Genomic DNA, 23,426 nt, shown 5'->3' with positions numbered 1-23,426 from the left:
CTCATACAACCCCATAGCCCAAGCCCGACTGTCATCATTCCTGTCAGTTACGGTCATTGCCGTGCCATCGGGTTCTGCGGACAATCTGCCCCAGTTCCCCCAATGGATCGGCTGTCATGTCGCAACAGATTTTTTTCGCCCACGCCAACGGTTTTCCCTCGGCCACCTACGGCAAGCTGTTCGCCGCGCTGGCGCCGCAGTACCAGGTCGCGCATCTGGAGTTGCACGGCCATGACCCGCGTTTTCCGGTGGACGATAATTGGCACAACCTGGTGGACGAACTGATCCATCACCTGGAGCAGCAAGCGGCGCCGGTGTGGGGCGTCGGTCACTCCCTGGGCGGCGTGCTGCACCTGCACGCGGCGTTGCGCTGCCCCGAGCTGTATCGTGGCGTGGTCATGCTCGATTCGCCGCTGCTGACCCGTACCGACCAGTGGGTGATCCTGGCCGCCAAGCGCCTGGGCTTCATTGACCGCCTGACGCCAGCGGGCCGGACCCTGGGTCGGCGTGAGGAGTTCGCCGACCTGGCGTCGGCCCGGCAGTATTTTGCCGGCAAGACCCTGTTCCGCAGCTTTGATCCGGATTGCTTCGACGCCTACCTGCAACACGGTCTGCAACAAGTCGGCGACCGGTTGCGGCTGCGCTTCGACCCGGCCACCGAAATCAGCATTTACCGCGGCGTGCCGCACACCAGCCCCGGGCGGCCCCGTAAGCTCAAGGTGCCGCTGGCCGTGGTGCGCGGGCGGCAGAGTCGCGTGGTGATGCGTCATCACACCCGTTCGGTGGGACGTATGCTCCATGGCGAATCCTTGAGCATGCCCGGCGGCCATATGTTCCCCCTCGAACGTCCGCAGGACACGGCCAACCTGCTCAAGAACCTGTTCCAGCGTTGGGAAGGGCGCAGCGCATGAGTGTGGTCGAGGAAGTCCGCCTGAGCCTGCCGCACATCGAATTGGCGGCCCACCTGTTCGGGCCGGAAGACGGGCTGCCGGTAATTGCCCTGCACGGCTGGCTGGACAACGCCAACAGTTTCGCCCGCCTGGCGCCCAGGCTCGAGGGCCTGCGGGTGATTGCCCTGGACATGGCCGGCCACGGTCACTCCGGGCATCGGCCACTCGGTGCCGGTTATGCCCTCTGGGACTACACCCACGATGTGCTGCAAGTCGCCGAGCAACTGGGCTTGAAGCGTTTCGCCCTGCTGGGGCACTCCATGGGGGCCATTGTCTCGCTGGTACTGGCCGGCTCCCTGCCGGAGCGGGTGACGCACCTGGGGTTGATCGACGGGGTCATTCCTCCGACAGCCAAAGGCGATAACGCGGCCGAGCGCATGGGCATGGCCCTGCAAGCCCAGTTGGACCTGCAGCAGAAACGCAAGCCGGTCTACAAAACCCTCGAGCGTGCCATCGAAGCACGGATGAAGGGGCTGGTGGCGGTGAGTCGCGAGGCCGCCGAATTGCTGGCCCAGCGCGGCCTGATGCCAGTGCCCGGGGGCTATACCTGGCGCACCGACAATCGCCTGACCTTGCCATCGCCTTTGCGCCTGACCGATGAACAGGCCATGGCGTTCGTGGCGCGGGTCGCTTGTCCGGCGCATCTGGTGGTGGCCGCCGACGGCATGCTGGCCCAGCACCCGGAGTTGCTGGAGCGTCTACCCTTCAGTCATGAGCAGTTGCCCGGCGGCCATCATCTACACCTGAACGACGAGGTCGGTGCCACGCTTGTAGCAGACTGTTTCAATCGGTTCTTCACCGTTCCTTGACTTGCGGCGGGCAACTGTCGAGGCTGGGCGGGTTGAAAGGGAGACAACCATGACAGACCTCTGTTTATCAGCCTCGCGGTGCATCGACGACGCCCGTTGCGTCCAAGCGTCCCAGGCCAAGCCGACCCGATGAAATTATCCGTTCACTCACTCGTCCTGCTGGTGCTGGCCTGCTTCAGCCCGGCGTCGTTCGCCGTCGATGTGCCAGGCAGTCGCGACCTGGAGCGTGTGCCGCGCATGCCCGACGCGCAGATTGTCGATTACCGGCAAACCAGCGACCTGGAACGCGTCTATCCCATGGGCTCGATTCGCAAGATCAGCGGCCAGTTGCGCTTCGACGGCCAGGTCGATGCCCGGGGGAACGCCACGTCTGTTACTTACGAACTGCCGCCGGAACATTCCGCCACCCAGGCCTTTACTGCCGCGCGCGAAGCGTTGCAGAAACAGGACGCCGAGCTGTTGTTCTGGTGCCAGGCCCGCGATTGCGGCGAAAGCAGCCTGTGGGCCAACGATGTCTTCGGCAACGCCAAGCTCTATGGCGCCGACAACGGTCAGGCCTTCCTGCTGCTGCGCCTGGCTCCACCGGCGGACAACACACTGATTGCGCTGTATGCCATAACCCGCGGCAATCGCAAGGCCTACCTGCATGTCGAGCAGTTCGAGGCGAATGCACCGCTGGGGGACCTGCTGCCGACGTCGGCCACGCTGCTGCGCCAGCTCAAGGACACTGGGGTCCTGGATTTACCGCGTCTTGCCGGTGAGCCAGACGACACCTGGTTGCGCCTGTTGTCCCGGGCGCTGAACCTGGACACGGGCTTGCGGGTCAGTATCGCCGGTCCCCGGGCCGAGGATTGGATCGAGGCTCTGGCGGGCCAGGGCGTTCGGGCGGCGCGCATGGAGGCCGCCAGCGGCGAGGCGGCGGGATTGCACCTGGAGTTGCTGCGCTAAGCTGTCTCGGGGCCGCGGGTTTCACGCCGTTGCCTCGCTCCTGTTCATTTTTTCGAGACCCTACATGATCAATAACGATCGGCTGTTGGTGCAGATCCTGCTCCTGGTGTTGTTCGGCGCAAGCCTCTGGGTCATGGCGCCGTTCTGGTCGGCGCTGTTCTGGGGGGCGGTGCTGGCGTTCGCCAGTTGGCCGCTGATGCGCCTGCTGACCCGCTGGGTCAATGGCCGCGAATCCCTGGCGGCGGCGCTGCTGACAGTAGGCTGGATGTTGTTGGTGGCGGTGCCGCTGGTGTGGCTGGGTTTCAACCTGGCCGACCATGTGCGTGATGCCACCGTGTTCATCAAGGACGCACAGGTCGACGGCCTGCCCGAAGCCCCGACCTGGTTGGCCGGTGTACCGCTGGTGGGCGAACGGCTGGTCGGCATCTGGAACAGCATCGACCAGCAGGGGGCCGCGCTGATGGTGTCCGCCAGGCCTTACCTGGGGCAGGTCGGCAACTGGCTGCTGGCGCGCAGTGCACAGATTGGTGGTGGCATACTCGAGCTGACCCTGAGTATCGTGTTCGTGTTCTTTTTCTATCGCGACGGCCCGCGCCTGGCGGTATTCGTCCACGGGTTGCTGGAGCGTCTGATCGGAGACCGTGCCGGTTACTACATCGAGCTGGTGGCTGGTACGGTGCAACGGGTGGTCAACGGCGTGATTGGCACCGCGGCGGCCCAGGCCGTACTGGCGCTGATCGGCTTCCTGATCGCCGGGGTCCCGGGGGCGCTGGTGCTGGGTATCGTCACGTTCCTGTTGAGCCTGATCCCCATGGGGCCACCGCTGGTGTGGATCCCCGCAACGGCGTGGCTGGCGTGGAAGGGTGAGTACGGGATGGCGGTGTTCCTGGGCATTTGGGGCACGTTCATCATCAGTGGCGTGGACAACGTGCTCAAGCCCTACCTGATCAGCCGTGGCGGAAACCTGCCCTTGGTCATCGTGCTGCTGGGGGTGTTCGGCGGGTTGATTGCCTTCGGTTTCATCGGCCTGTTCATCGGCCCGACCTTGCTGGCGGTGGCGTATAGCCTGTTGACGGACTGGAGCAAAAGCCAGGCGCGGTAACCCCGGCAAGCCCAAGACCCTGTGGCGAGGGAGCTTGCTCCCGCCGGGTTGCGCAGCGACCCCAAACCAATCTTTTCGATATACCTGACACACCGCGTTGTCTGGCTTTAAGGGCTGCTGCGCAGCCCAGCGGGAGCAAGCTCCCTCGCCACAGGGTTATCGTCGATCAATCAACCGCGAACCTGGCTCCCGAGCGGCCAGGTGTGTACGGATGAATCAGGTCGCCACGTTCAGGTGTTTCCCTACAGTGGCGACGTTATCCAGCGAGTACTGCCGGCTGAGGTTGGCGATCATTCTGTTCAACGCTTCGCTGACATTGGCCTGTTCGGTGGAACTGTCGCTGCGGCGACCGGCCTGCAAGACGCTGCTCAGTTCGCTGGCGGTGACGGTGGCTTCGCCATCGGCATCGAGCTGGCTGAACAGCTCTTCACCGGAGGCCTGTTGCGGTGGTGGCGGTGGTGCAAGGCTGGCGGAGAGTTCGTCGAGGCTGACAGTGCCGTCTTCATTCTTGTCCAACGCCGAGAACACTTGCTGGCTGTCGGCATCGCTGTCCGTGCTGGCCAGGCCGTTGCTCAACTCATCGCTGCTGACCGAGCCATCACCGTCGCTGTCCAGGACGCTGAGCAGCGCATCGGCCAGTTCGGTATTCGGCGCCTGGCTCCGTGGCGGCGGAGGTGGTGGCGCCATTGCGGCCATTTCCTCGCTGCTCAGGTCACCACTACCGTCACTGTCCAGGTCGCCGAAATTGTCGCTCAGGCTGACCAGGATGCCATCGTCGCTTTTTTGCGACAGGGCGGTGCTCAACTCTTGCTGATTGATCGAACCGTCGCCGTCACTGTCGAGCTTGCTCAGCAGTTCCTTTTGAAACTGCTGGCTGCGGGCACTGCTGGTTGCGGTACTGCTGGTGCTGGTATAGGTGGAGTAACTGCTGACGCTACCGATCATGGGCGCTCTCCTTGGGCTGGGATAGCCGGTGGGTGCACCGGCTTATGCAGCCTCTGCGAGGGAGTTGTCTGGGGTGTGTGGAGTTTGTACCGGTGGGTGTACAAACTCAGTCCCGGCGCAGTGTCGAGTGTGGGAGCGAGCAAGCCCGCTCCCACAGAGGGACATCGGTGGGATTCAGGTGCGAGGCAGGCTGATCACCGCTGTCAAACCGCCCCCTGGCGTCTCTTCCAGGGTCAATTGCCCGCCCAGGCGTTCGGTGGCTTCCCGGGCGATGGTCATGCCCAGGCCGACGCCGCCGGAGTTGCGGTTGCGTGAGCCTTCCAGGCGAAAGAACGGCTCGAACACCGCCTCGCGTTTGTCCGCCGCAATACCGGGACCATGGTCGATGACACGAATCAGCACCTGCTTATGTTGGTCTTCCAGGCTAATCAAGGCATGACCGGCGTAGCGCAGGGCATTGTCGATGAGGTTGTTGAGGCACGAACGCAGCGCCATCGGTTGCACCTGCAGCGGTGCACAGGTCCCGCTGACCTGTACATCGGCGCCCTGGTCCTGGGCGTTTTCGCTCAACGATTCCACCAAGGCCTGCACGTCCATCCATTGCAACGCTTCACTGGTGCGCTGTTCGTGCAAGTAGGTGAGGGTGGCATCGAGCATGCCGATCATGTCGTCCAGGTCCTGGCGCATCTGGCCTTGCAGCTTGATGTCATCGATCTGCTCCAGGCGCAGCTTGAGCCGCGAAAGCGGCGTGCGCAGGTCATGGGACACCGCGCCGAGCATGCGCGAACGCTGCTGCACCTGCTCGCGAATCCGTTGCTGCATCAGGTTGAACGTATGGGCTGCCTGTCGCGCTTCACGGGGGCCGTTTTCATCCAGCGGCGGGCTGTCGAGGTTTTCGCTCAGGCGCTCGGCCGCATCGCTCAGGCGCTGGATGGGGCGGGTCAGGAGCTTGGCGCCGTACCAGGCCGCGACGATCAGGCACACGAATTGAAAGGTCAGCGGCACCAGCGGGCCGCCGAACCAGGGGCGCGCAGGGCGGTTAGGGGGCGGGCCGAAGCGCGGGGGGCTTTCGGCCTGTCGGGAAAGTTCCGGCGGTGGCCCGGGAGGCGGCCTGTCGTATTGAGAAAACCAGGCAAACGCCAACAGGTGCGCCAGGACAATCGCCAGCAACAGCACGCCAAACAGGCGGCCGAACAGGGAGTCGAGGCGCAGTTGCATCAACCGATGTCCCGCGCGTCGAACAAGTAGCCTTCACCACGCACGGTCTTGATCAGTTGCGGGGCCTTGGGGTCGTCGCCCAGCTTCTGGCGCAGGCGTGATACAAGCAGGTCGATGCTGCGGTCGAAGGCCTCGATGGAGCGCCCGCGAGCTGCGTCCAGCAGTTGTTCGCGGCTGAGCACTCGGCGCGGTCGTTCGATGAAGACCCACAACAGGCGGAACTCGGCATTGGACAGCGGCACCACCAGCCCATCGGCGGAGATCAGTTGGCGCAGCACGCTGTTGAGCCGCCAGTTGTCGAAACGGATATTGGCCCGATGTTCGCTGCGGTCGTCGCGCACCCGGCGCAGGATGGTCTGGATACGCGCCACCAGCTCCCTGGGTTCGAATGGTTTGGCCATGTAGTCATCGGCGCCCAGCTCCAGGCCGATGATGCGGTCGGTGGGCTCGCAGCGGGCGGTGAGCATCAGGATCGGGATGTCCGATTCGGCGCGCAGCCAGCGGCACAACTGCAAGCCATCTTCACCCGGTAGCATCAGGTCGAGCACGATCACGTCGAAGTGCTCTGCCTGCATTGCCTGGCGCATGGCCGCGCCATCGGTCACGCCGCTGGCTCGTATGCTGAAGCGGGCGAGGTAATCGATCAGCAGCTCGCGGATCGGCAGGTCGTCATCGACGATCAGCGCGCGGGTGGTCCAGCGCTTGTCATCGTCGGGTACTTTTTGATCGTCAGAATTTGCAACAGGGGTGTTCTGCATGGATGCATCATCTGCCAGGTAGGCTGCCAACCGCAAAGAAGGCGGCGAGGTTGAGCCCTCAGCATAAGGCTTCGTGCCGCGAGGCGTGAAGCGCTGAAAGGACGGGTTGCGGCGGCGGACGGTAGCGTGTCGACGTGTTGTACGCATGTCATGAATGTATCGGCTTCGACACAAAGGCCGGTATCGTCCATGCTGCTGGGGGACGATGATATTTACCGATCATCGGGTCCCGCACGGGCGCTCGTTCCGCTACAATGCGCGCCGATTTCGACTTGCCTGAGAGCCCGCTCATGTCCGCCTGCCAGACGCCCATTATCGTCGCCCTGGATTTCCCCTCCCGTGACGCCGCCCTGAAGCTGGCCGACCAGTTGGACCCCAAGCTTTGCCGGGTCAAAGTCGGCAAGGAACTGTTCACCAGTTGTGCTTCGGAAATTGTCGGGACCCTGCGCGACAAGGGTTTCGAAGTGTTCCTGGACCTGAAGTTCCACGATATTCCCAACACCACTGCCATGGCCGTCAAGGCAGCTGCGGAGATGGGCGTGTGGATGGTCAACGTGCATTGCTCCGGTGGCCTGCGCATGATGGCGGCCTGCCGTGAAGTGCTGGATCAGCGCAGCGGCCCGAAACCGTTGCTGATCGGCGTAACCGTGCTGACCAGCATGGAGCGCGAGGATCTGGCCGGGATCGGCCTGGACGTCGAGCCTCAGGAGCAGGTGCTGCGGTTGGCGGCGCTGGCGCAGAAGGCCGGCCTGGACGGTCTGGTCTGTTCGGCCCTGGAGGCCAGCGCCCTGAAAGCGGCTCACCCGTCGCTGCAATTGGTGACCCCGGGGATTCGTCCGGCGGGCAGCGCCCAGGACGACCAGCGTCGCATCCTGACTCCGCGCCAGGCGCTGGACGCCGGTTCCGATTACCTGGTAATCGGCCGTCCGATCAGCCAGGCCGCCGACCCGGCTCAGGCGCTGGCGGCGGTCGTGGCCGAATTGGCCTGACCTGACACCGAAGATCCCTAATGTGGGAGCGAGCTCCCACAGTTGTTTTGTGTCAGACCTTCAATACCAACTTCCCGAAGTTCTCCCCGCTGAACAATTTGGTCAGTGTCTCGGGGAATGTCTCCAGACCTTCGACAATGTCTTCCTTGCTCTTGAGCTGTCCCTTGGCCATCCAGCCGGCCATTTCCTGTCCAGCGGCGGCGAACTGCGCGGCGTAGTCCATGACCACGAAACCTTCCATGCGCGCCCGGTTGACCAGCAGCGACAGGTAGTTGGCGGGGCCCTTCACCGCGTCCTTGTTGTTGTACTGGCTGATGGCGCCGCAGATCACCACGCGGGCCTTGAGGTTCAAGCGGCTGAGCACGGCATCCAGGATGTCGCCCCCGACGTTGTCGAAATACACATCCACGCCCTTTGGGCATTCGCGCTTGAGGCCGGCATGAACGTCTTCGTTCTTGTAGTCGATGGCGCCGTCGAAACCCAGTTCATCGACCAGGAACTTGCATTTATCGGCCCCGCCGGCGATGCCCACCACGCGACAGCCTTTGATTTTGGCGATCTGCCCGGCGATGCTGCCCACCGCACCGGCGGCGCCTGAGAGCACCACGGTCTCGCCCGCCTTGGGCGCGCCGACGTCCAGCAGGGCGAAATAGGCAGTCATGCCCGTCATGCCCAGTGCGGACAAATAACGTGGCAGCGGTGCCAGTTTCGGGTCGACCTTGTAGAAACCTCTTGGCTCGCCGAGGAAATAATCCTGCACCCCCAACGCACCGTTTACGTAGTCCCCGACCGCGAACCCCGGGTTGTTCGAGGCAATTACCTGGCCGACACCCAATGCTCGCATCACCTCGCCGATGCCGACCGGCGGGATATAGGACTTGCCCTCGTTCATCCAGCCGCGCATGGCTGGGTCCAGGGACAGGTATTCGTTTTTCACCAGGATCTGGCCGGCTACCGGTTCGCCGACCGGTACTTGCTGATAGGTGAAAGTCTCGCGGGTCGCCGCGCCTACCGGGCGTTTGGCGAGCAGGAACTGGCGATTGGTCTGGGCAGTCATGGCGGGCACTCAAGATGAATGAAGCCTTGTTGATAGACCTTCGAAGCATTTGCCGCAAGGTCTGCTGATACAGCGAATGCAGTTCGATCCAACGCAGTGATAGTTCGCCCAGGGGCCTTATCACTGGCGCCCATGAGCGCTCAACCGGCAGTTGGATAGTGCTGCCGCGTCCTCGGGACCTGTGGCTAGACTGGCGGCATCTCCCGCATTCTTCGAGGAACAGACAATGAGCATGACGTTTTCCGGACAGGTCGCCGTGGTTACCGGCGCTGCCGCTGGCATCGGCCGGGCCACTGCCCTGGCGTTCGCGGCAGAGGGGCTGAAAGTGGTGGTGGCGGACCTCGACGTGGCGGGTGGCGAGGGCACGGTGCAGTCGATTCGTGATTCGGGCGGCGAAGCGGTGTTCGTGCGCTGCAACGTGACGCTGGAAAACGATGTGCAGCAGCTGATGGACGAAGTGATCAAGACCTACGGTCGTCTTGACTACGCCTTCAACAACGCCGGGATCGAGATCGAGAAGGGCAAGCTGGCCGACGGTACCCTCGATGAGTTCGACGCGATCATGGGGGTCAATGTGAAGGGCGTCTGGCTGTGCATGAAGTACCAGTTGCCATTGCTGCTGGCCCAGGGTGGTGGCGCGATCGTCAATACGGCCTCGGTGGCGGGCCTGGGTGCGGCGCCGAAGATGAGCATCTATGCAGCGTCCAAGCATGCCGTGATCGGCCTGACCAAATCGGCCGCCATCGAATACGCCAAGAAGAAAATCCGCGTGAATGCGGTCTGTCCGGCGGTGATCGACACCGACATGTTCCGTCGCGCTTATGAGGCGGACCCGAAAAAAGGTGAGTTCGCCAATGCCATGCACCCGGTGGGGCGTATCGGCAAAGTCGAGGAAATCGCCAGCGCCGTGCTGTATTTGTGCAGCGACGGCGCGGCCTTCACCACGGGCCATTCCCTGGCGGTGGACGGCGGCGTCACGGCGTTCTGAGGACTTGCCCTTCGGCTTGTAGGACGAAGCCCGCACTGGTTGCGGGCTTTTTCGTGGGGCGCTCGAAAAAACCTCGGAACGGTCCTTCAATGTGTTTCAAAGGGTGAGAATCGACGGTTTTGGCGACGTTGTCGTACATCGTCCCGTTGCGGCCTGTGCTTAACTGTTTCCGGAAATAAAACAAATGCTTAGGAGCTTGGTTACTCATGGAGTTGAGAATCGACCGACAGGCCCTGGTGCCTGTCGTGCAGCAAATCGTTGACGCGCTGACCGGCTGGATCCGACAGGATGCGGTACAACCGGGAACTCGGCTGCCATCCGTCCGCCAACTGGCGCGGGAGAACCTGCTCAGCCAGTCCAGCGTCAATGAAGCGTGTGAACGCCTGGTCGCCCAAGGCCTGTTGGCGTCCCGCCATGGTTCCAGCTTTTTTGTCGCACCACCCCCGTCGCCCGGGCCCGAGCCCACTGATCAGAGTCGACAGCAAGCCACGTTCACCGACGGGGGCGACAGCTCGCAATGGGAGTTGAAGCTGGGGTGTGGCGGGCTGCCCGAGAGCTGGCGTGAAAGTGATGACCTGGGCTATGCGATCCGCCAGGTCACTCGCACCGACATGGCGGGATTGTTCAACTACAGCACGTCGTTGGGGCTGCCTGCCCTGCGTGAGCAACTGTCCAGGCGCTTGAAACAATTCAATATCGAGGTCGATAAAGACCTGATCCTGACCACCACCGGGGCGACCCACGGGCTGGACCTGATCGTACGGACACTGTTGCCGCCGGGTTCCCGCGTGGTCGTGGAGAGCCCCGGTTATTCCAGCCTGTTCGACCTGCTCAGGTTGCACGACATCGACATGATCGAACTGCCCAGGACCCCACGCGGCCCGGACGTCGATGCGCTGCAAGACCTGCTGGCGATGCACCGGCCCACTGCGCTATTCGTCAACAGCGCCTGCCATAACCCGACCGGCACCAGCCTGGCTCCGGCCGTCGCTCAACGGCTGCTGCAATTGACGAAGGAGCACGGCGTACTGGTGATCGAAGACGATGCCTATGGCGATTTCCAGAGCTCGGCGCGGACCCGGCTCGCGGCACTGGATCCCGAGGTGGTCTACGTGGGCAGCTTTTCGAAAACCCTGAGCAGTTCGTTGCGCGTCGGTTTCGTGGTGGCCGGACCTTCCATCATTGCGCGCATGAGCGAGGTCAAGGGCATTACCAGCATGGGGGGATCGCGGTTCTGTGAGTCGGTCCTTGCCTGCCTCCTGGCCAATGGCGCCTATCGCAAGCTGGTCCAGCGCCAGCGGCAGCGTCTGGGTGCCGATATGGCGGCGCTGTTGCAGGTACTGGAAGACGCCGACTGGGAGGTCTTTGGCAAACCGGCCGGCGGGCTTTTCATCTGGGCAAGACCGCCATTGTGTGACTACGCTGGAGTACAGCGCCTGGCCAGGCGTTTTGGCGTGCTGCTGTCTTCGCGTAGCGCATTCAGCCCTTCGGGTGCCGACAGTGACTGGCTACGGATCAACGTGGCGTATGCCCGTGACCCCAGGGCGCTGGCGTTCTTCCGGGCAGCGGCTCTGGATCGACCTCTAGTGTCCTGAAAACGACGCAGCTGTAGCTTTTTGCCATTATTCCGACGCCAGCATCTTGTGTTGCAGGGCGTCTCGTTGCGAATCTGCAATCAACACACACTGGCAGAGGACTGAGCGCAATGATTTCCGCCGTGCAAGGACGTTTTGCCAACCTGGGTATGGCAAAGAAACTGGGTATCGGATTTGTCCTGGTGCTGTTGCTGACCGCAGTGGTCGCGGCCATCGGTGTCTGGTCCCTGCAGACCATCAGCCATCGCTTCGATGGCCTGAAACAGATGTCGTCCCTCAACAGCGGGTTGCTCAAGGTCCGGCTGCTGGAGCAGGAATACGCCTCGCGCTCCGACCCCAAGACCGCCGATGCGTTGCGCCAGGGAGTCGACGCTCTGGTGGCCCAGGCGAACGAACTCAAGGTGCAGTCGGCTGCCAACGTGCCGGTGATGAACGACGTGGAGCAGGCGCTGGGCGCGTATCGCAAGGCGTTCGACGAATTTGTCGGGTTGAGCCAGAGCAAGGACCTGGCGCTGGAAATGGCCAGTTGGTCGGTGTCCAGCGTCGCCAATAACCTGGATGTGTTGCAGGCCGGGCTGGCGGATGATGGCACCTATACCTTGAAAGATTCCGAGGGCAAGGAGGGGGCCGAGTTCATCGAGCAGGCCAACCAGGTCAGCGAAGTATCCCGCTTGATGTTGCAGGCCATGAACGAAGCGCGGGTCCGCCTGGACCAGAGTCGCAAAGGCAATGTCGAGGGCGCCGGAGAAGGCAGCATCGAACAGGCCGAGCAGGCGATGAAACAGGCCGAAGTGCTCAAGACCACGGTCAAGGACCCGGGTTACCAGACCGTGCTGAATGAAGTGGCCGGGCATATCGCCGGGTTCAATGAACAATTGGCCGAATACACCGGCCTGCTGGCGAAGGAAAAAGTCGTCTACCAGCAACTGCACGAGCGGGCCGATCAAGTGGTGGCGCGGGTTGACCAGGCCTTCGGTGCCGAAGATCAGGCCATGCAGACCGAACTGAAGAAAAATTCGCTGCTGATCATCGGTTCGTCGGCCTTGGCGTTGCTGGTGGGATTGATCGCGGCGTGGGTCATAACCCGGCTGATCGTGACGCCGCTGCGCAGTGTCATTCGCGTGGCCCAGCAGATTGCGTCGGGTGACTTGAGCGCCACGGTGGAGGTGACGCGCCGAGACGAAATTGGTCAGTTGATGCAGGCGATGCAACAGATGGGAGCGGGGCTGAGCAGTATCGTCAGCGGCCTGCAGGCCGGTATCGAGCAATTGGCCAATTCGGCCCAATCGCTGTCAGCCGTGACCGAGCAGACCAACCTGGAAGTCAGTAGCCAGAAAGAAGAAACCGAGCAGGTCGCCACGGCGATGAACCAGATGACGGCCACGGTGCATGACGTGGCACGCAATGCCGAAGAAGCCGCACAAGCGGCCCAGACTGCCGACGACAAGGTCGAAAGCGGCCAGCAGGTGGTGCGTCAGAGTATGGTGCGCATCGAACAGCTGGCCGATTCGGCCACGTCGGCCAGTTCCAGTATCGAAAGCCTCAGTGCCGAGATCCAGAACATCGGTACGGTGCTGAGTGTGATCAAGAGCGTGGCCGAGCAAACCAACCTGCTGGCGCTCAATGCCGCTATCGAGGCGGCCCGGGCCGGGGAGCAGGGCCGGGGTTTTGCGGTCGTGGCCGATGAGGTGCGGGCGTTGGCCAAGCGCACGCAACAGTCCACCGAGGAGATCGAGCGACTGGTGAGTGCCCTGCGTTCAGCGGCCCAGGCTTCCGTGCAGCAGATCCAGAGCAGCGGCGAGTTGGTGAAGATGGCGGTCAGCGATGCACTACAGACCGAAAGCGCCTTGGGCAGTATTGCGGCGGCGGTGTCGCTGATCCAACAGATGAACCAACAGATCGCGGCGGCGGCCGAGCAGCAGAGTTCGGTGGCCGAGGAGATCAATCGCAGTGTCACCAGCATTCGCGCCAGCGCCGATCAATCCTCTCTGGCGATGCGCGGCAATGCCGCTTCCAGCATCGAGCTGGCGCAGTTGGGGGTTGAGCTTAAGGGGATGGTGGGGCATTTCAGGTTGTGAGTCCGCGATAGCAGGTCCAACATTCCAACAGTTTTGCCTGCCTGGCGGTGTACGGGCATAGTTTACAGCCCCGTGGCGACGGAGCTTGCTCCCGCTGGGCGGCGAAGCAGACCCAAGATTCGTGGGAGCGCTGCGCACTCCAGCGGGAGCAAGCTCCCTCGCCACAGAAACTCCACCCGCATAGGGTGGAGCCGTATCAGTCGTAGACTTTCTTCTTCTTCCACTCGTCGTTGACTTCGGCTTCCTTCAGCCCTTCGGTCAACTGGTTGACTTCGCCTTCGACCGGCTGGGTGCTGGCCAGGACCTGGGCATTGGCGCGGGCCAGGAGTTTTTCCAGGTAGGCCAGTTGTTCGGCGTAGACCTGGGGTTCCTGTTGCTTGCGCAGGTACTGCACGCCGCGCTCGAAGGCCAGGCGGGCCTGCCCGGGTTGTTCTTGCTGCAGGGCTTGCTGGCCGAGGTTGTTGAAGAACTCGATGTGCAGCAGCACCAGGATGTGTCGCACTTCGCGAATCCAGCGCTTGGCTTCGTTAGGCGGCAGGAAACCGTCCTGGGCGGCACGGGTGATCTGGCCGTGCAAGGCCTCGAGCAGAAAACGTACGTCCTTGGCCTTGGCTTCGGTCTGGATCGGTGCCGGTGGATTGTTCACCGGGATCGATTCACCTTGGGCGGCCAGTGCGCTCAATTCGTCCAGGCGTGCCTTGACCGCAGAATTGGTTTTCTCCAGGTTCAGCAGGCGCTGACAGACGTTCATCTCAAGGCGCGTCATCAACAACTTCAGGGCAGGGGTCATCAACTGCCCGGGGAAGGTTTCGGTGAGCTCCCCACAGCGACGCATGCGGTCGTTGAGTTCTACCTTGGTGCGGGCCTTTTCCAGCTTGTTGTTTTCCACCACGTGGTTCATGTAGCCAATGGCGATCAACAGGGCGATCCCGGCTACGACGAGCAGGGTGATCATGAGTGGTGTCACCGGTAAGACCTCTTTATTGTGGTACGCATGTCATGAGTGTAGTGGCTTGGCTTTTAAGCGCATAGGTCCGAGCGACGCGATTAGACGGGCGTCGTGCTGTTTATAGGAAGCATAACCGGATGGGTGCACATTGCCATCATTTGCCGGGCTCGACTATAGCGTCTCGGCGGGTGACAGAATATAGGCGCCAGAGACCGGGCGGGTAAAATGTCCGGATCGCCCCCAAACCGGGCGAAGTCATTGATTTAAATAAATTTATATCTGGGGGTTGACGACCCTTCAATCCATCCATAGAATGCGCGCCACTTACAGCGTAAAGCACTCAGCCAAACGCTGTAAGCAGTGAATGTTGTACGTGTGTCCCCTTCGTCTAGTGGCCTAGGACACCGCCCTTTCACGGCGGTAACAGGGGTTCGAGTCCCCTAGGGGACGCCAATGCGGGAATAGCTCAGTTGGTAGAGCACGACCTTGCCAAGGTCGGGGTCGCGAGTTCGAGTCTCGTTTCCCGCTCCAATTTTAAACAGCGTTGCTTTCGGGCAGGGCTGAGTGAAACCAGAGCCAAATCTTCGGAGGCGGATCTGGGCACTGGAACACACACCATGTGTTCCGGGCAGCGTGTCCCCTTCGTCTAGTGGCCTAGGACACCGCCCTTTCACGGCGGTAACAGGGGTTCGAGTCCCCTAGGGGACGCCATTTGCGGGAATAGCTCAGTTGGTAGAGCACGACCTTGCCAAGGTCGGGGTCGCGAGTTCGAGTCTCGTTTCCCGCTCCAAATTCAAAAAAACGCCGCTCATTTGAGCGGCGTTTTTTTTGCGCGTAAAAAAGGCCATCTCAATGCCCAAGGTTATGTTTCCGGCGCTCAAGGGGCTTTGACCAGCGATTCGTCTTGTCTGAGGGGGCTGACGACGATTTTCCTTAATATTGAAGGGGAGTGGAGAATACTTCCTGCAAAATTCAAGGGAAAACGCCTAGGAAGATTAATAGTTCATTCCTAAAGAAATGCACTTCTCCTAACCTTCCAGTACCCATTCTGGAGATGCATTTATGCTGATTTTCGTTAAATCGATGGTCATTGGGCTGTGCATTGCAGCCCCTGTAGGACCCATTGGGCTGTTGTGCATACAGCGAAGTCTGATGCTTGGGTGGAGAGCCGGTTTCGCGACGGGATTGGGCGCGGCCACAGCCGATTCGATCTATGGATTCATCGGTGCCCTGGGTGTTACCGCCGTCATTGCGACGCTCATCAGCTTCAAACCCTGGTTGTGCATCTTTGGAGGATTGTTCCTCGCCTACATTGGCTATCAGACAATACGATCGAAGGGTGGCGCGACGGCCATGGCGGGGGAGCGTGCGAACCTGTTCAAAGCCTACTCGACCACGCTGTTCCTGACGCTTTCCAACCCCATGACCATCTTGTCGTTTATCGCGATATTTGCTGCGTTGAGTGATGGCATGGCCAGTGACCAAGGCGGCCAGCACGCCTTGCTGCCGATGGTGACCGGTATCTTCCTGGGCTCGGCTGCCTGGTGGCTGGGGTTGAGTGGGTTCTCCTCCATTTTCAAGGCGCGGATTGCCGAATCGAAACTAAGGCTGATCAACTACTTTTCAGGGGCAACCATCGCCCTCCTGGGGGCCTACCAGGTCGCCACTGGCGTCATGCTGGCCACGGCAATCTGACCCAAGCTTTTATGCCTCGCTGAGCGGGGCATAAGCCTTGGTGTCTCCCTACGTGCACGCAGGACGTTTATTGCAGCCTGAACTCGACGTACGCCCTGAAACGGCCTATCGCCTGGGTGATTTGCGAGGTGGTTGCATTGCTGAATGACAGCCTGACCTGGGTGGTGGCCTCATTCATCAGTGAAAACAACGTGGTGGGAAATACAATCACCTTGAACAGCCTGGCGCATTCGCGCATTTCAAAATATCCAAAGACGAAAGGCAGTTGCACATTGATGAAGAAGCCGCCTGCCGGATGATTCCAACTGACCGCTCTTTGAGCGCCGGCTTTGAGTGGAAATTCGCGCTCAAGGCATTCAAGCATGTGATTCCTTTTATTTGTATAAGACAGCACCCTGGGTTGGTTCAGCTCTCTCAGCGAGTAGTGGTGCTCGATCAGCAAGCCTGCGACAACCGCTTGGCACAGGGCGGGGGTGTTCACCGTGATCAGGCTTTTGGCTTTGCACAATCGACCGCTGAAGGACATGACCCCAGTGCCCTCTGGGGCGACCACATAGCCCATGCGCAAGCCCGGGAAAATCGATTTGGCAAAGGAGCCCAGCAAGAACACCCGACGGCTGTCGATGGACTTCATCGACGCAATGGCATCGCCTTCGTACCTGAAGTAACGGTAGGCAGTGTCTTCGAGAATGAAAAAGTTCTTTTCATCGGCCAGAGAGAGCATGGCTCTCCTGTCGTCATGGGAAAGGCTGTCGGCAGTAGGATTGCTAAAGTCCGGAATCGCATAAAGCGCCTTGATTCTTTCACCTCTGGATTCCAGTGCTTCGATGAACCTGCGCAGGGCGATCGGATCAAGAAAGGCGGCCATGGGGACGGGGACTACTTTTATACCCAGCAGTTTTGCGATACCCGTGATCCCGGAAAACACCGGATCAGGTACCAATAAAACCCCTCCGCCTTCAAAAATGGACAGGAGCGTCAAGGTGCAGGCTTCTTGAAAGCCCATGCACACCACAATGCTTTCAGGGTTGGCAACGTTGATCGCTTCATCCACCTGCAGATGGCTGGCGATTATTTCATTGATGATTCCAGCGGTTTTTCCATATTGGCAAAGCAGCGTCGCAAGTGACTGTTCGGTGCCGGCAACGTGATCTTTGTATTGGCTCAGGCCCCTGTCGATGAGCGAAGGGTCGCACTGCTCATCATCGGGTCGACCGGAGGCCAGTGAAATGGCCTCCGGGTTTTCTTGGGCAATCGAGTTTAGTAGGTGAATGACGTTCAGGATGGGGTCGTCGAATATCGTGCTTTCGAGTGCGCTGGACACTTTCGCTTCTCCATAAAAAAGCAACGAGCCATTGAAGGCCCGTTGCTCATGATCAACACCCGCTACGCAGGATCGAGTGAGCTTTCTTGATCGACCTTGCGCTCCATGGCTTCGAATGCCTGCAGCAGGTCTTCCTTGAGGTCATCCAGGTCCTCCAGGCCAAAGCACAATCGAACCAGGCCTTTCTCGATGCCCATGTCCGCTTTTTCCTGATCCGTCATCGAGGCATGGCTGCCACTGAAGGGCTGGGCAACCATCGACGTCACGCAGGCCATTCCCGTGCCCGTGCCAAACCATTTGAGCGTGCTGGTGAACGTTTTGTAGAAGGGAACCAGGTCGGGTCGAATATCGACAAACACAATGCCGCCGTAACCGGTCAGTTGTTTGCCATCGATGCGTGGGTAATAGACATGCTCGATAAAAGGCAGCTCGCGCAGATAGTTGAGCATGCTGGCTGTCGTCTGGCTGTGCTTTTCCATGCGCAGGTTGAACGTCTGCATGCTTCTGCGAAGCAACCATGCGCTATTGGGCGTTAATATCGTGCCTGAATAAAAGCGACCCTCAAGCAGGCGGTTGTAAATCATTTCACTGTTGACCAGAACCAGACCGCCCATGACGTCGCTATGCCCGGAGAAGTATTTGGTGGCGCTGTACAGTGAAATGTCGGCGCCAAAGTTCAACGGCTTCTGAAATATCGGCGTGGCCCAAGTATTGTCAACCACCACCAGCGCTTGCGGGTTGTTTTGCTTGACGGCCCGGCTGACCGCATGAATATCAATGTCTTTCAGGAACGGGTTGGTCGGTGTTTCGAAAATGACCATGTCGACGTTCGCCGGCAAGGCATTCAACCCGTCTTGCGTGGTGAGATCCAGAATCGTCAGGTGTGCGCCGATGCGTGCTGCATACCGCTGGAACAATTTATAAGAGCAGCCATAGATGTATTTGTTGATGACCAGTGAAGCACCCGGCTTCAACAGTTCCAACACCATGTAGATGGCGCTCATCCCGGTGCTGTACGCCAGGGCATATTCGCTGCCCTCCAGGGACGCGACAACCTGTTCCAATTCACTCACGTTGGGATTGGCCTTCCTTGAGTAGAAGAAGGCCGAGTCAGCGCTGAAGGCGCTGCACTGATAAATAGGCGTGACCGAAGGTCGGGCGTCCCGGTCATCGACCTTGATATGAAGTATTTCAGTAGACACTTTCATGCTTGGCTGACCAGTTTGATGACCTGTTCATACATGTTTTGCTTGCCCTCGTAACCAATGGTCGGGGTAATGTCGTTTTGCGAAATACCAATTTCTTCAATCGATTCGGTGGGGAAGTGAGCCCTGTCGAATACTTCATGAAGGTTCGAGTTCACCCCGTTGGGGAGCCAGACCTCAGGACCGGTTTCGTCGATGCGTGCCTTGGCAATAATGAATCGATAGCTTTCATGGGGCCGCAGCGTCAGTGATTTCCAATCGCTGTTGTGCCCGTCCGTATAGTTGCGCCGCAGGTAGACGGTCTGTTCGAAATCTTCGGTATTCAGCACTTGAGCGTGCAGCGACACGATATCCCCATGCCACTCGAACTTGCGTTTCTCGTAAGCGCTCAGCGCCTCCTCTCGCAGCTCGACAGGAACGTTCGCCTGGTGTTCGCCCAGCAGTTTGAAATGCGCATCGTGCCCGCATTGAGAGCAGCAACCCTTGCTGTCCAGCCCGATGATTTCAGCGTTCAAACCATAGCGGGTGACGAGCAGGGCGTTACAGTTGTTGCAACTGGTGTTGGTTCCCTCAACGTCATTCACGTTGCCCAGATAGACATGCTCTACGCCCATGCTCCGAGCAACGTCCCGAGCCTTCAGCAACCGGTCCACGGGGGTACGGATGCTGTTGCTCATTTTGTAATCGGGATGGAACCTGACGAAGTGCAACGGCACATTCGGGCCCAGCTCATCCAATACCCACTGGCTGATTTTCCGGGCCGTTTCCTCGTCGTCGCTGATGTCGGTCACCATCAAGGTGCTGACCTCGACATATTTGCCGGCGTCGTAGACCTTCTTGATTCCCGCCAGGACTGGCTCTACCCAGCCGGTGGTGACCTTGCGGTAGTATTCCGGGGAAATGGATTTCAGCGAAATCGAGAAAATATCGATGACCGGCAGTAATTCATCAATGGCTTCTTCACTGATAAAGAACGCCGATTTATATAGGTTGATCAGGCCCGCTTCCTTGGCCAGCCTTGCCGTGTCGAGGATGAACTCATGCCAGACAACGGGATCGTTATATGTCCAGGAAATGACGCGTATGCCGTGCTTGAGTGCGGTTTCCACAACTTGTTCAGGGGTGTAGTAGTAAACGTCTTTGTCGGTGACGTACTTGGCCTGCGAGGTCTTCCAGTTGTGGCAATAACCGCAGTTGAGCATGCAGCCGATATTGCCCAGGGACAGGATCCGCTCTCCAGGAGCAAAGTGGAAAACGGCTTCGGTCTCAATCGTTTCTTCCGTGCTGTGAACACCTTTGCCGTAGTTCAATGTAACGAGTCTGCCGCCTCGGTTCCCGCGCACTTTGCAAAAACCTACCTTGCCCTCCTGTATGACACAGTTTCGCGGGGAAAGATGACACTTGACGACGCCCCCCGGGAGTATTTCTTCCAGTTTTGCCGGGCTGCTTTCCAAGGTCCAGTTTTTATTTTTTGTAGTGTCCATCTTTCTCACTCCTCATCACGGAAGTTGTTATCAATATCATCGGTTGAAAAAAATCGAGGCGAAACAATCCCGCTGCCATGGATGGCAACTATCTTTATGGGTGTTAGTAGGCGGATGAAGCGCGAATCAATCCATAGTTCTTGAGAGAAAAGCGCTTGGCATTCATGTTCATGAAGGGTTGAATAAGCGGGCCGATCACCAGCAGGAATGCGATCGTTCCCACGCCGAACGGGCCGCCTAAAAGCCATCCGCTCGAAAAGATGCCGATTTCAATGATCATTTTGGCTTTGGTGAATGACCAGCCCCACTTGGAAACCATGGTCAGGACCACGAGGTCCATGATTCTGATTCCAATACCGCTCATGATGATCAGCGCGGAGGAGTAGGCACATAACACCAGTCCCGTCGCCAATAACATGTACTCATTCATTCTCGCGATCAAATACTCTCCGAGCCCCAACCCTGACCAGAGATCAATCAACAGGCCGGTCAGCGTTGTTGTAATAAAGGGACTTATCGGCGGGTATTTTTTGTTCCAGAGCATCCACCATGTCAGGAAGAAGAGCGACACGATAGCCGAACAAATGCCCATGCCGAGCATAAGTATTTTATCGATGGAAATGATCAAGACGTCTAATGGGTCGGTACCCAGTTGACTGATGATGAAGCACTTGGCGCCCAGTGAAAAGAAACCGACACCCGTCAAGTACATCAGGAGCTGGTCCTTCTTGAAGTGGCGAAAACTTAGTACTTGCGTGCCAATGTACTGAGCGAATGAGTATGACTTTTTTCCACACTTTATCTTCTCATCTTCCATGCGAGCACCATCCCTGGAGAGAATATTTTATTATGAGTGCGTCACGCTAAAGAGCAGGGCTATTGATTGCCCTCAGGCTTTCAGGCTGGAAATAGACTAGCGCTCTGCTTTATTTTGGTGCATGCTTTTTTTAATGAAAAACGCGGGCTTTTCATTAAAATTTATACTTTTAACCGGGGAAAACGCACATGGATCGTATAGACGTCAAAATCCTGGGTAAGGTACAGGACTGTGGTCGCATTTCCATCACAGAGCTTTCCAAGCACGCAGGTCTTTCTATTCCTGCCACCAATGACAGGTTGCGCAAACTTGAAGACTCAGGGGTCATCAAGGGCTATCACGCTCAGTTAGATCCAACCAAACTGGGGTACGGCATATCAGCTGTCGTCGGCATCACCACCCTCAAGCCGGCGAAATCCAAATTAATAGCAACGCTCACCGACATACCTGAAGTCGTTGAATGCCTGCACATTACGGGAAACGATTCCTATCTGATCCGGATCTACGCCAGATCCATGGCTGAAATCGAGGACATCATTGCGAAAATCAACGCATACGGAGAGACGCGTACCAGCATTGTCCTGTCCATTCCCATCGAGAGAAGAAAGCTCGCCCCGTGAGTCAGGGCGCCTGTCAGGCAGGGGCGGGGAGTGCTCGATCGACGAGGTCGCTCCCCGGCCATGGGCGTCCGGGCTAGCTCTGGCACGGGTGGGGATGCTTCTGTGGCCAGCGAGACATCCACACGAGTAATAGCATCATGGCGGCGGGGCAGAGGGTGACCGCCAGTAAACCGATGTGCAAATCCGAATGCGCTGAAATAATTCCCACAAGCCATGGAATCAGACTGCATCCGGCATTACCCGAGGCTGTCAGTACAGAGAACATGGTTGCTCCACCTTGAGGGTAGGCATCTGCGGTAATGGCGAGCATCGTGGGCCATAGGCAACTGCCTGAGAACCCTGCGGCAATGGCAGCGGTTAACGCCAATGCGGGGCTGGGGGTGAAGCTGATCACGAAAAACAGGACGACGGTCACGGCGCAGCAGCCTAGCATCAGTGAAACGGCGGGTATCCGTTCTTGCAGCAGAGCGGCAGCCATGCGCCCGAGGGCCATGCCCACTGAAAAACCGGCGAGCGCAAACCCCCCCACTTCTTTCGAGTAGCCCAATCCTTGTTCAGCGAAGGCGGGCAGCCATTGAGACAGTCCCGTTTCCGTAGCTCCTCCTAGAAAGATGGCGATCATGCAGGCGATGAAATAGGGTTGTCTGATAAGCGCGGGCATGGATTCGCGTTGCACGTGCTCCTGTATCAGCGGTGGCAGGGGCAATCGCAGGAACAATAGAAAGGTTGCAAGCGGGGCAATGATCAAGCCCAAGGCGACCATGCGCCAGGAAATGTCCCATCTCAGCGCGATGCTTGCGATCAGCACGGCACTTACCGCGCCAATGCAGAAATACGAATGCAGCCAGTTCATGGCGGCGCTTCGACGCTCGGGTTGCAGGGCTGCGACAATAGGGCTGAGGATCATATCCAGCACACCCGCACCGAAACCCATGATGGCAACCGCGAAGAGCAGGAAGGTATAGGAAGGGGCAAAAGCCACAAGGGCCAGACCTGCTGAAGTGGTCATCAGCCCAAAGAGAATGATCCGCCTGGCGTCCCCTCGGTCTGCCAATGGCCCGGTGACCAGAATGGCCACTATAAAGCTGAGGAACATGACCGCCGGAATCCGTCCCAGTTGCTCCGTGGTCAGCCCTGACGAGGGGCCAAAGGCATCACTGAACGTCGTCAGGTACACCGGCAGGAAGTTGAGTGCCATGGCCAGGCACAGCATGGCTGCATAACAAGCGTAAAGCGCGTGTCGATGGGGATTGGGCGCAGACAGCATCAGGTATAAAACTCTTGAAATTAGAAACGTGGGGCGCCGTGCGCTTTCCAACAGCATTCAGTCCATTCAATCTCTGAAAAGTGTGCCGCGAAAGATGAATCGCCCGGGCTACTGGCAAAGAACCCGAACCGGACGAGTTCTTCTGCATGGAACAGGTGGAACATACGCATCATGCAGAACTGTGCCCCGTCAACCGAGTTTTCCAGAAGGAAGTCGCTGCCTCTTCGGCTCAGGCGGTAATACATGGTCTGGGTGACGCGATCGAAATCAGCCATGGACCAGTCTGAAAAACCATTGTTGGTCACGACAGAGAACAGCTGCTGGAAACCATTGTTCTGGTATTCGATGCCGCTTTTCATCCAGTGGTTTTTATCTTGGTAGATAAACAGGCCGCATTGGTCAAAGTAGGTACTTGAGGCAAAGGATACCTTGGCCTTCAATGTCCAGTATTGTTCCTCGCTGGCCACCACAATGGCCGGAGCATTGTCATACTCCAGGCCGTAATAGGTGCCTCGCCAGAAATCGGTGTCGGGTGTGGTGTGGATAATGATTTCCTGATCGTTGATGGACGATCGCTCGGGGACGTTAATCCAGGTCCAGTCTGAAATACTCAGTTTTTTCATGCTTT

The 23,426-nt window shown here is 59.1% G+C and carries 21 protein-coding genes, 4 tRNA genes and 1 pseudogene; 15 read left to right on the top strand and 11 right to left on the bottom strand.

Annotation, left to right across the window (positions count from 1 at the left end; translation table 11 throughout):
• Window positions 1-116: 116 nt before the first annotated feature.
• From BLT00_RS23980 to BLT00_RS23965, 4 genes are all read left to right on the top strand, one after another.
• Window positions 117-911 carry an alpha/beta fold hydrolase gene (locus BLT00_RS23980; RefSeq protein WP_092147868.1) on the top strand — a complete coding sequence of 265 codons (795 nt, stop codon included), beginning with the start codon at window positions 117-119 and terminating at the stop codon, window positions 909-911.
• A complete protein-coding gene (locus BLT00_RS23975; protein ID WP_092147870.1) occupies window positions 908-1,759 on the top strand; it encodes an alpha/beta hydrolase in 852 nt (283 codons plus the stop codon). Before BLT00_RS23980 ends, BLT00_RS23975 begins: the two co-directional genes overlap by 4 nt.
• Window positions 1,760-1,888: 129 nt before the next feature.
• Window positions 1,889-2,707, top strand: coding sequence for a DUF4892 domain-containing protein (locus BLT00_RS23970; protein ID WP_092147873.1), 819 nt, complete (start codon window positions 1,889-1,891; stop codon window positions 2,705-2,707).
• Window positions 2,708-2,771: 64 nt separating this feature from the next.
• On the top strand, window positions 2,772-3,809 hold the full coding sequence (locus BLT00_RS23965) for an AI-2E family transporter (RefSeq protein WP_092147876.1): 1,038 nt from the start codon (window positions 2,772-2,774) through the stop codon (window positions 3,807-3,809).
• 216 nt (window positions 3,810-4,025) lie between these two features.
• On the opposite strand, the gene xopAW is transcribed toward BLT00_RS23965, so the two are convergent.
• The 3 genes from xopAW to BLT00_RS23950 all read right to left on the bottom strand — a co-directional run bounded on the left by xopAW (window position 4,026) and on the right by BLT00_RS23950 (window position 6,730).
• On the bottom strand, window positions 4,026-4,754 hold the full coding sequence (xopAW, locus tag BLT00_RS23960) for an EF-hand domain-containing protein (RefSeq protein ID WP_092147879.1): 729 nt from the start codon (window positions 4,752-4,754) through the stop codon (window positions 4,026-4,028).
• A gap of 174 nt (window positions 4,755-4,928) precedes the next feature.
• A complete protein-coding gene (locus tag BLT00_RS23955) occupies window positions 4,929-5,972 on the bottom strand; it encodes a sensor histidine kinase (protein WP_092147882.1) in 1,044 nt (347 codons plus the stop codon).
• Complete coding sequence (locus tag BLT00_RS23950) at window positions 5,972-6,730, bottom strand: response regulator (RefSeq protein ID WP_092147885.1); 759 nt, start codon at window positions 6,728-6,730, stop codon at window positions 5,972-5,974. The genes BLT00_RS23955 and BLT00_RS23950 overlap by 1 nt, the downstream gene beginning before the upstream one ends.
• Window positions 6,731-7,020: 290 nt before the next feature.
• Between BLT00_RS23950 and pyrF the strand changes: the two genes are divergently transcribed.
• Complete coding sequence (gene pyrF / locus BLT00_RS23945; protein ID WP_063324865.1) at window positions 7,021-7,719, top strand: orotidine-5'-phosphate decarboxylase; 699 nt, start codon at window positions 7,021-7,023, stop codon at window positions 7,717-7,719.
• Window positions 7,720-7,771: 52 nt separating this feature from the next.
• On the opposite strand, the gene BLT00_RS23940 is transcribed toward pyrF, so the two are convergent.
• Window positions 7,772-8,776: an NADP-dependent oxidoreductase gene (locus tag BLT00_RS23940; protein WP_092147887.1), complete on the bottom strand. Its 1,005-nt coding sequence runs from the start codon at window positions 8,774-8,776 to the stop codon at window positions 7,772-7,774.
• A 226-nt stretch (window positions 8,777-9,002) separates the two neighbouring features.
• On the opposite strand from BLT00_RS23940, the gene BLT00_RS23935 reads away from it, so the two are divergent.
• The 4 genes and pseudogenes from BLT00_RS23935 to BLT00_RS32625 all read left to right on the top strand — a co-directional run bounded on the left by BLT00_RS23935 (window position 9,003) and on the right by BLT00_RS32625 (window position 13,437).
• Complete coding sequence (locus BLT00_RS23935) at window positions 9,003-9,764, top strand: SDR family oxidoreductase (RefSeq protein WP_057451989.1); 762 nt, start codon at window positions 9,003-9,005, stop codon at window positions 9,762-9,764.
• Window positions 9,765-9,970: 206 nt separating this feature from the next.
• Complete coding sequence (locus BLT00_RS23930; RefSeq protein ID WP_092147890.1) at window positions 9,971-11,359, top strand: aminotransferase-like domain-containing protein; 1,389 nt, start codon at window positions 9,971-9,973, stop codon at window positions 11,357-11,359.
• A gap of 110 nt (window positions 11,360-11,469) precedes the next feature.
• A pseudogene (locus tag BLT00_RS32630) lies at window positions 11,470-12,528 on the top strand (HAMP domain-containing protein); the annotation flags it as partial.
• A 27-nt stretch (window positions 12,529-12,555) separates the two neighbouring features.
• Complete coding sequence (locus BLT00_RS32625) at window positions 12,556-13,437, top strand: methyl-accepting chemotaxis protein (RefSeq protein WP_371914217.1); 882 nt, start codon at window positions 12,556-12,558, stop codon at window positions 13,435-13,437.
• A 196-nt stretch (window positions 13,438-13,633) separates the two neighbouring features.
• On the opposite strand, the gene BLT00_RS23920 is transcribed toward BLT00_RS32625, so the two are convergent.
• On the bottom strand, window positions 13,634-14,392 hold the full coding sequence (locus BLT00_RS23920; protein ID WP_092147893.1) for a hypothetical protein: 759 nt from the start codon (window positions 14,390-14,392) through the stop codon (window positions 13,634-13,636).
• 371 nt (window positions 14,393-14,763) lie between these two features.
• Here BLT00_RS23920 and BLT00_RS23915 point away from each other — a divergent pair.
• From BLT00_RS23915 to BLT00_RS23895, 5 genes are all read left to right on the top strand, one after another.
• A tRNA-Glu gene (locus BLT00_RS23915) sits at window positions 14,764-14,839 on the top strand.
• Between the two features lie 2 nt (window positions 14,840-14,841).
• Window positions 14,842-14,917: transfer RNA gene (locus tag BLT00_RS23910), tRNA-Gly, on the top strand.
• Between the two features lie 104 nt (window positions 14,918-15,021).
• Window positions 15,022-15,097: transfer RNA gene (locus tag BLT00_RS23905), tRNA-Glu, on the top strand.
• Window positions 15,098-15,100: 3 nt separating this feature from the next.
• A tRNA-Gly gene (locus BLT00_RS23900) sits at window positions 15,101-15,176 on the top strand.
• Window positions 15,177-15,448: 272 nt separating this feature from the next.
• Window positions 15,449-16,081: a LysE family translocator gene (locus BLT00_RS23895; RefSeq protein WP_092150200.1), complete on the top strand. Its 633-nt coding sequence runs from the start codon at window positions 15,449-15,451 to the stop codon at window positions 16,079-16,081.
• Window positions 16,082-16,148: 67 nt separating this feature from the next.
• On the opposite strand, the gene BLT00_RS23890 is transcribed toward BLT00_RS23895, so the two are convergent.
• The 4 genes from BLT00_RS23890 to BLT00_RS23875 all read right to left on the bottom strand — a co-directional run bounded on the left by BLT00_RS23890 (window position 16,149) and on the right by BLT00_RS23875 (window position 20,911).
• Window positions 16,149-17,405, bottom strand: coding sequence for an aminotransferase-like domain-containing protein (locus tag BLT00_RS23890; protein WP_092150197.1), 1,257 nt, complete (start codon window positions 17,403-17,405; stop codon window positions 16,149-16,151).
• A 62-nt stretch (window positions 17,406-17,467) separates the two neighbouring features.
• On the bottom strand, window positions 17,468-18,613 hold the full coding sequence (locus tag BLT00_RS23885; RefSeq protein WP_092150194.1) for a PLP-dependent transferase: 1,146 nt from the start codon (window positions 18,611-18,613) through the stop codon (window positions 17,468-17,470).
• Entirely contained in the window at window positions 18,610-20,094 is a 1,485-nt protein-coding gene (gene amrS, locus BLT00_RS23880) for an AmmeMemoRadiSam system radical SAM enzyme (RefSeq protein WP_063324873.1), read from the bottom strand. Before amrS ends, BLT00_RS23885 begins: the two co-directional genes overlap by 4 nt.
• Window positions 20,095-20,197: 103 nt before the next feature.
• Window positions 20,198-20,911: a YczE/YyaS/YitT family protein gene (locus BLT00_RS23875; protein ID WP_092150191.1), complete on the bottom strand. Its 714-nt coding sequence runs from the start codon at window positions 20,909-20,911 to the stop codon at window positions 20,198-20,200.
• Between the two features lie 188 nt (window positions 20,912-21,099).
• On the opposite strand from BLT00_RS23875, the gene BLT00_RS23870 reads away from it, so the two are divergent.
• Entirely contained in the window at window positions 21,100-21,531 is a 432-nt protein-coding gene (locus BLT00_RS23870) for an Lrp/AsnC family transcriptional regulator (protein ID WP_063324875.1), read from the top strand.
• Between the two features lie 73 nt (window positions 21,532-21,604).
• Here the strand turns inward: BLT00_RS23870 and BLT00_RS23865 are convergent, their stop codons facing one another.
• Entirely contained in the window at window positions 21,605-22,744 is a 1,140-nt protein-coding gene (locus tag BLT00_RS23865; protein ID WP_256572789.1) for an MFS transporter, read from the bottom strand.
• Between the two features lie 74 nt (window positions 22,745-22,818).
• Window positions 22,819-23,421, bottom strand: a complete 603-nt coding sequence (locus BLT00_RS23860; RefSeq protein WP_092150184.1) for a DUF1349 domain-containing protein — start codon at window positions 23,419-23,421, stop codon at window positions 22,819-22,821.
• Between the last annotated feature and the right edge of the window lie 5 nt (window positions 23,422-23,426).

The sequence above is a fragment of the Pseudomonas sp. NFACC51 genome, assembly GCF_900103575.1.
GTDB lineage: Bacteria > Pseudomonadota > Gammaproteobacteria > Pseudomonadales > Pseudomonadaceae > Aquipseudomonas > Aquipseudomonas fluorescens_Q.
This window is presented reverse-complemented; position numbering and strand designations above follow the sequence as displayed.

Coding starts and splice junctions, on each gene's coding strand:
- amrS (WP_063324873.1), bottom strand. CDS start 20,094: ATGGACACTACAAAAAATAAAAACTGGACCTTGGAAAGCAGCCCGGCA.
- BLT00_RS23870 (WP_063324875.1), top strand. CDS start 21,100: ATGGATCGTATAGACGTCAAAATCCTGGGTAAGGTACAGGACTGTGGT.
- BLT00_RS23950 (WP_092147885.1), bottom strand. CDS start 6,730: ATGCAGAACACCCCTGTTGCAAATTCTGACGATCAAAAAGTACCCGAC.
- BLT00_RS23930 (WP_092147890.1), top strand. CDS start 9,971: ATGGAGTTGAGAATCGACCGACAGGCCCTGGTGCCTGTCGTGCAGCAA.
- BLT00_RS23955 (WP_092147882.1), bottom strand. CDS start 5,972: ATGCAACTGCGCCTCGACTCCCTGTTCGGCCGCCTGTTTGGCGTGCTG.
- xopAW (WP_092147879.1), bottom strand. CDS start 4,754: ATGATCGGTAGCGTCAGCAGTTACTCCACCTATACCAGCACCAGCAGT.
- pyrF (WP_063324865.1), top strand. CDS start 7,021: ATGTCCGCCTGCCAGACGCCCATTATCGTCGCCCTGGATTTCCCCTCC.
- BLT00_RS23875 (WP_092150191.1), bottom strand. CDS start 20,911: ATGGAAGATGAGAAGATAAAGTGTGGAAAAAAGTCATACTCATTCGCT.
- BLT00_RS23920 (WP_092147893.1), bottom strand. CDS start 14,392: ATGATCACCCTGCTCGTCGTAGCCGGGATCGCCCTGTTGATCGCCATT.
- BLT00_RS23885 (WP_092150194.1), bottom strand. CDS start 18,613: ATGAAAGTGTCTACTGAAATACTTCATATCAAGGTCGATGACCGGGAC.
- BLT00_RS23975 (WP_092147870.1), top strand. CDS start 908: ATGAGTGTGGTCGAGGAAGTCCGCCTGAGCCTGCCGCACATCGAATTG.
- BLT00_RS23860 (WP_092150184.1), bottom strand. CDS start 23,421: ATGAAAAAACTGAGTATTTCAGACTGGACCTGGATTAACGTCCCCGAG.
- BLT00_RS23980 (WP_092147868.1), top strand. CDS start 117: ATGTCGCAACAGATTTTTTTCGCCCACGCCAACGGTTTTCCCTCGGCC.
- BLT00_RS23970 (WP_092147873.1), top strand. CDS start 1,889: ATGAAATTATCCGTTCACTCACTCGTCCTGCTGGTGCTGGCCTGCTTC.
- BLT00_RS23965 (WP_092147876.1), top strand. CDS start 2,772: ATGATCAATAACGATCGGCTGTTGGTGCAGATCCTGCTCCTGGTGTTG.
- BLT00_RS32625 (WP_371914217.1), top strand. CDS start 12,556: ATGCAGGCGATGCAACAGATGGGAGCGGGGCTGAGCAGTATCGTCAGC.
- BLT00_RS23865 (WP_256572789.1), bottom strand. CDS start 22,744: ATGCTGTGCCTGGCCATGGCACTCAACTTCCTGCCGGTGTACCTGACG.
- BLT00_RS23895 (WP_092150200.1), top strand. CDS start 15,449: ATGCTGATTTTCGTTAAATCGATGGTCATTGGGCTGTGCATTGCAGCC.
- BLT00_RS23935 (WP_057451989.1), top strand. CDS start 9,003: ATGAGCATGACGTTTTCCGGACAGGTCGCCGTGGTTACCGGCGCTGCC.
- BLT00_RS23940 (WP_092147887.1), bottom strand. CDS start 8,776: ATGACTGCCCAGACCAATCGCCAGTTCCTGCTCGCCAAACGCCCGGTA.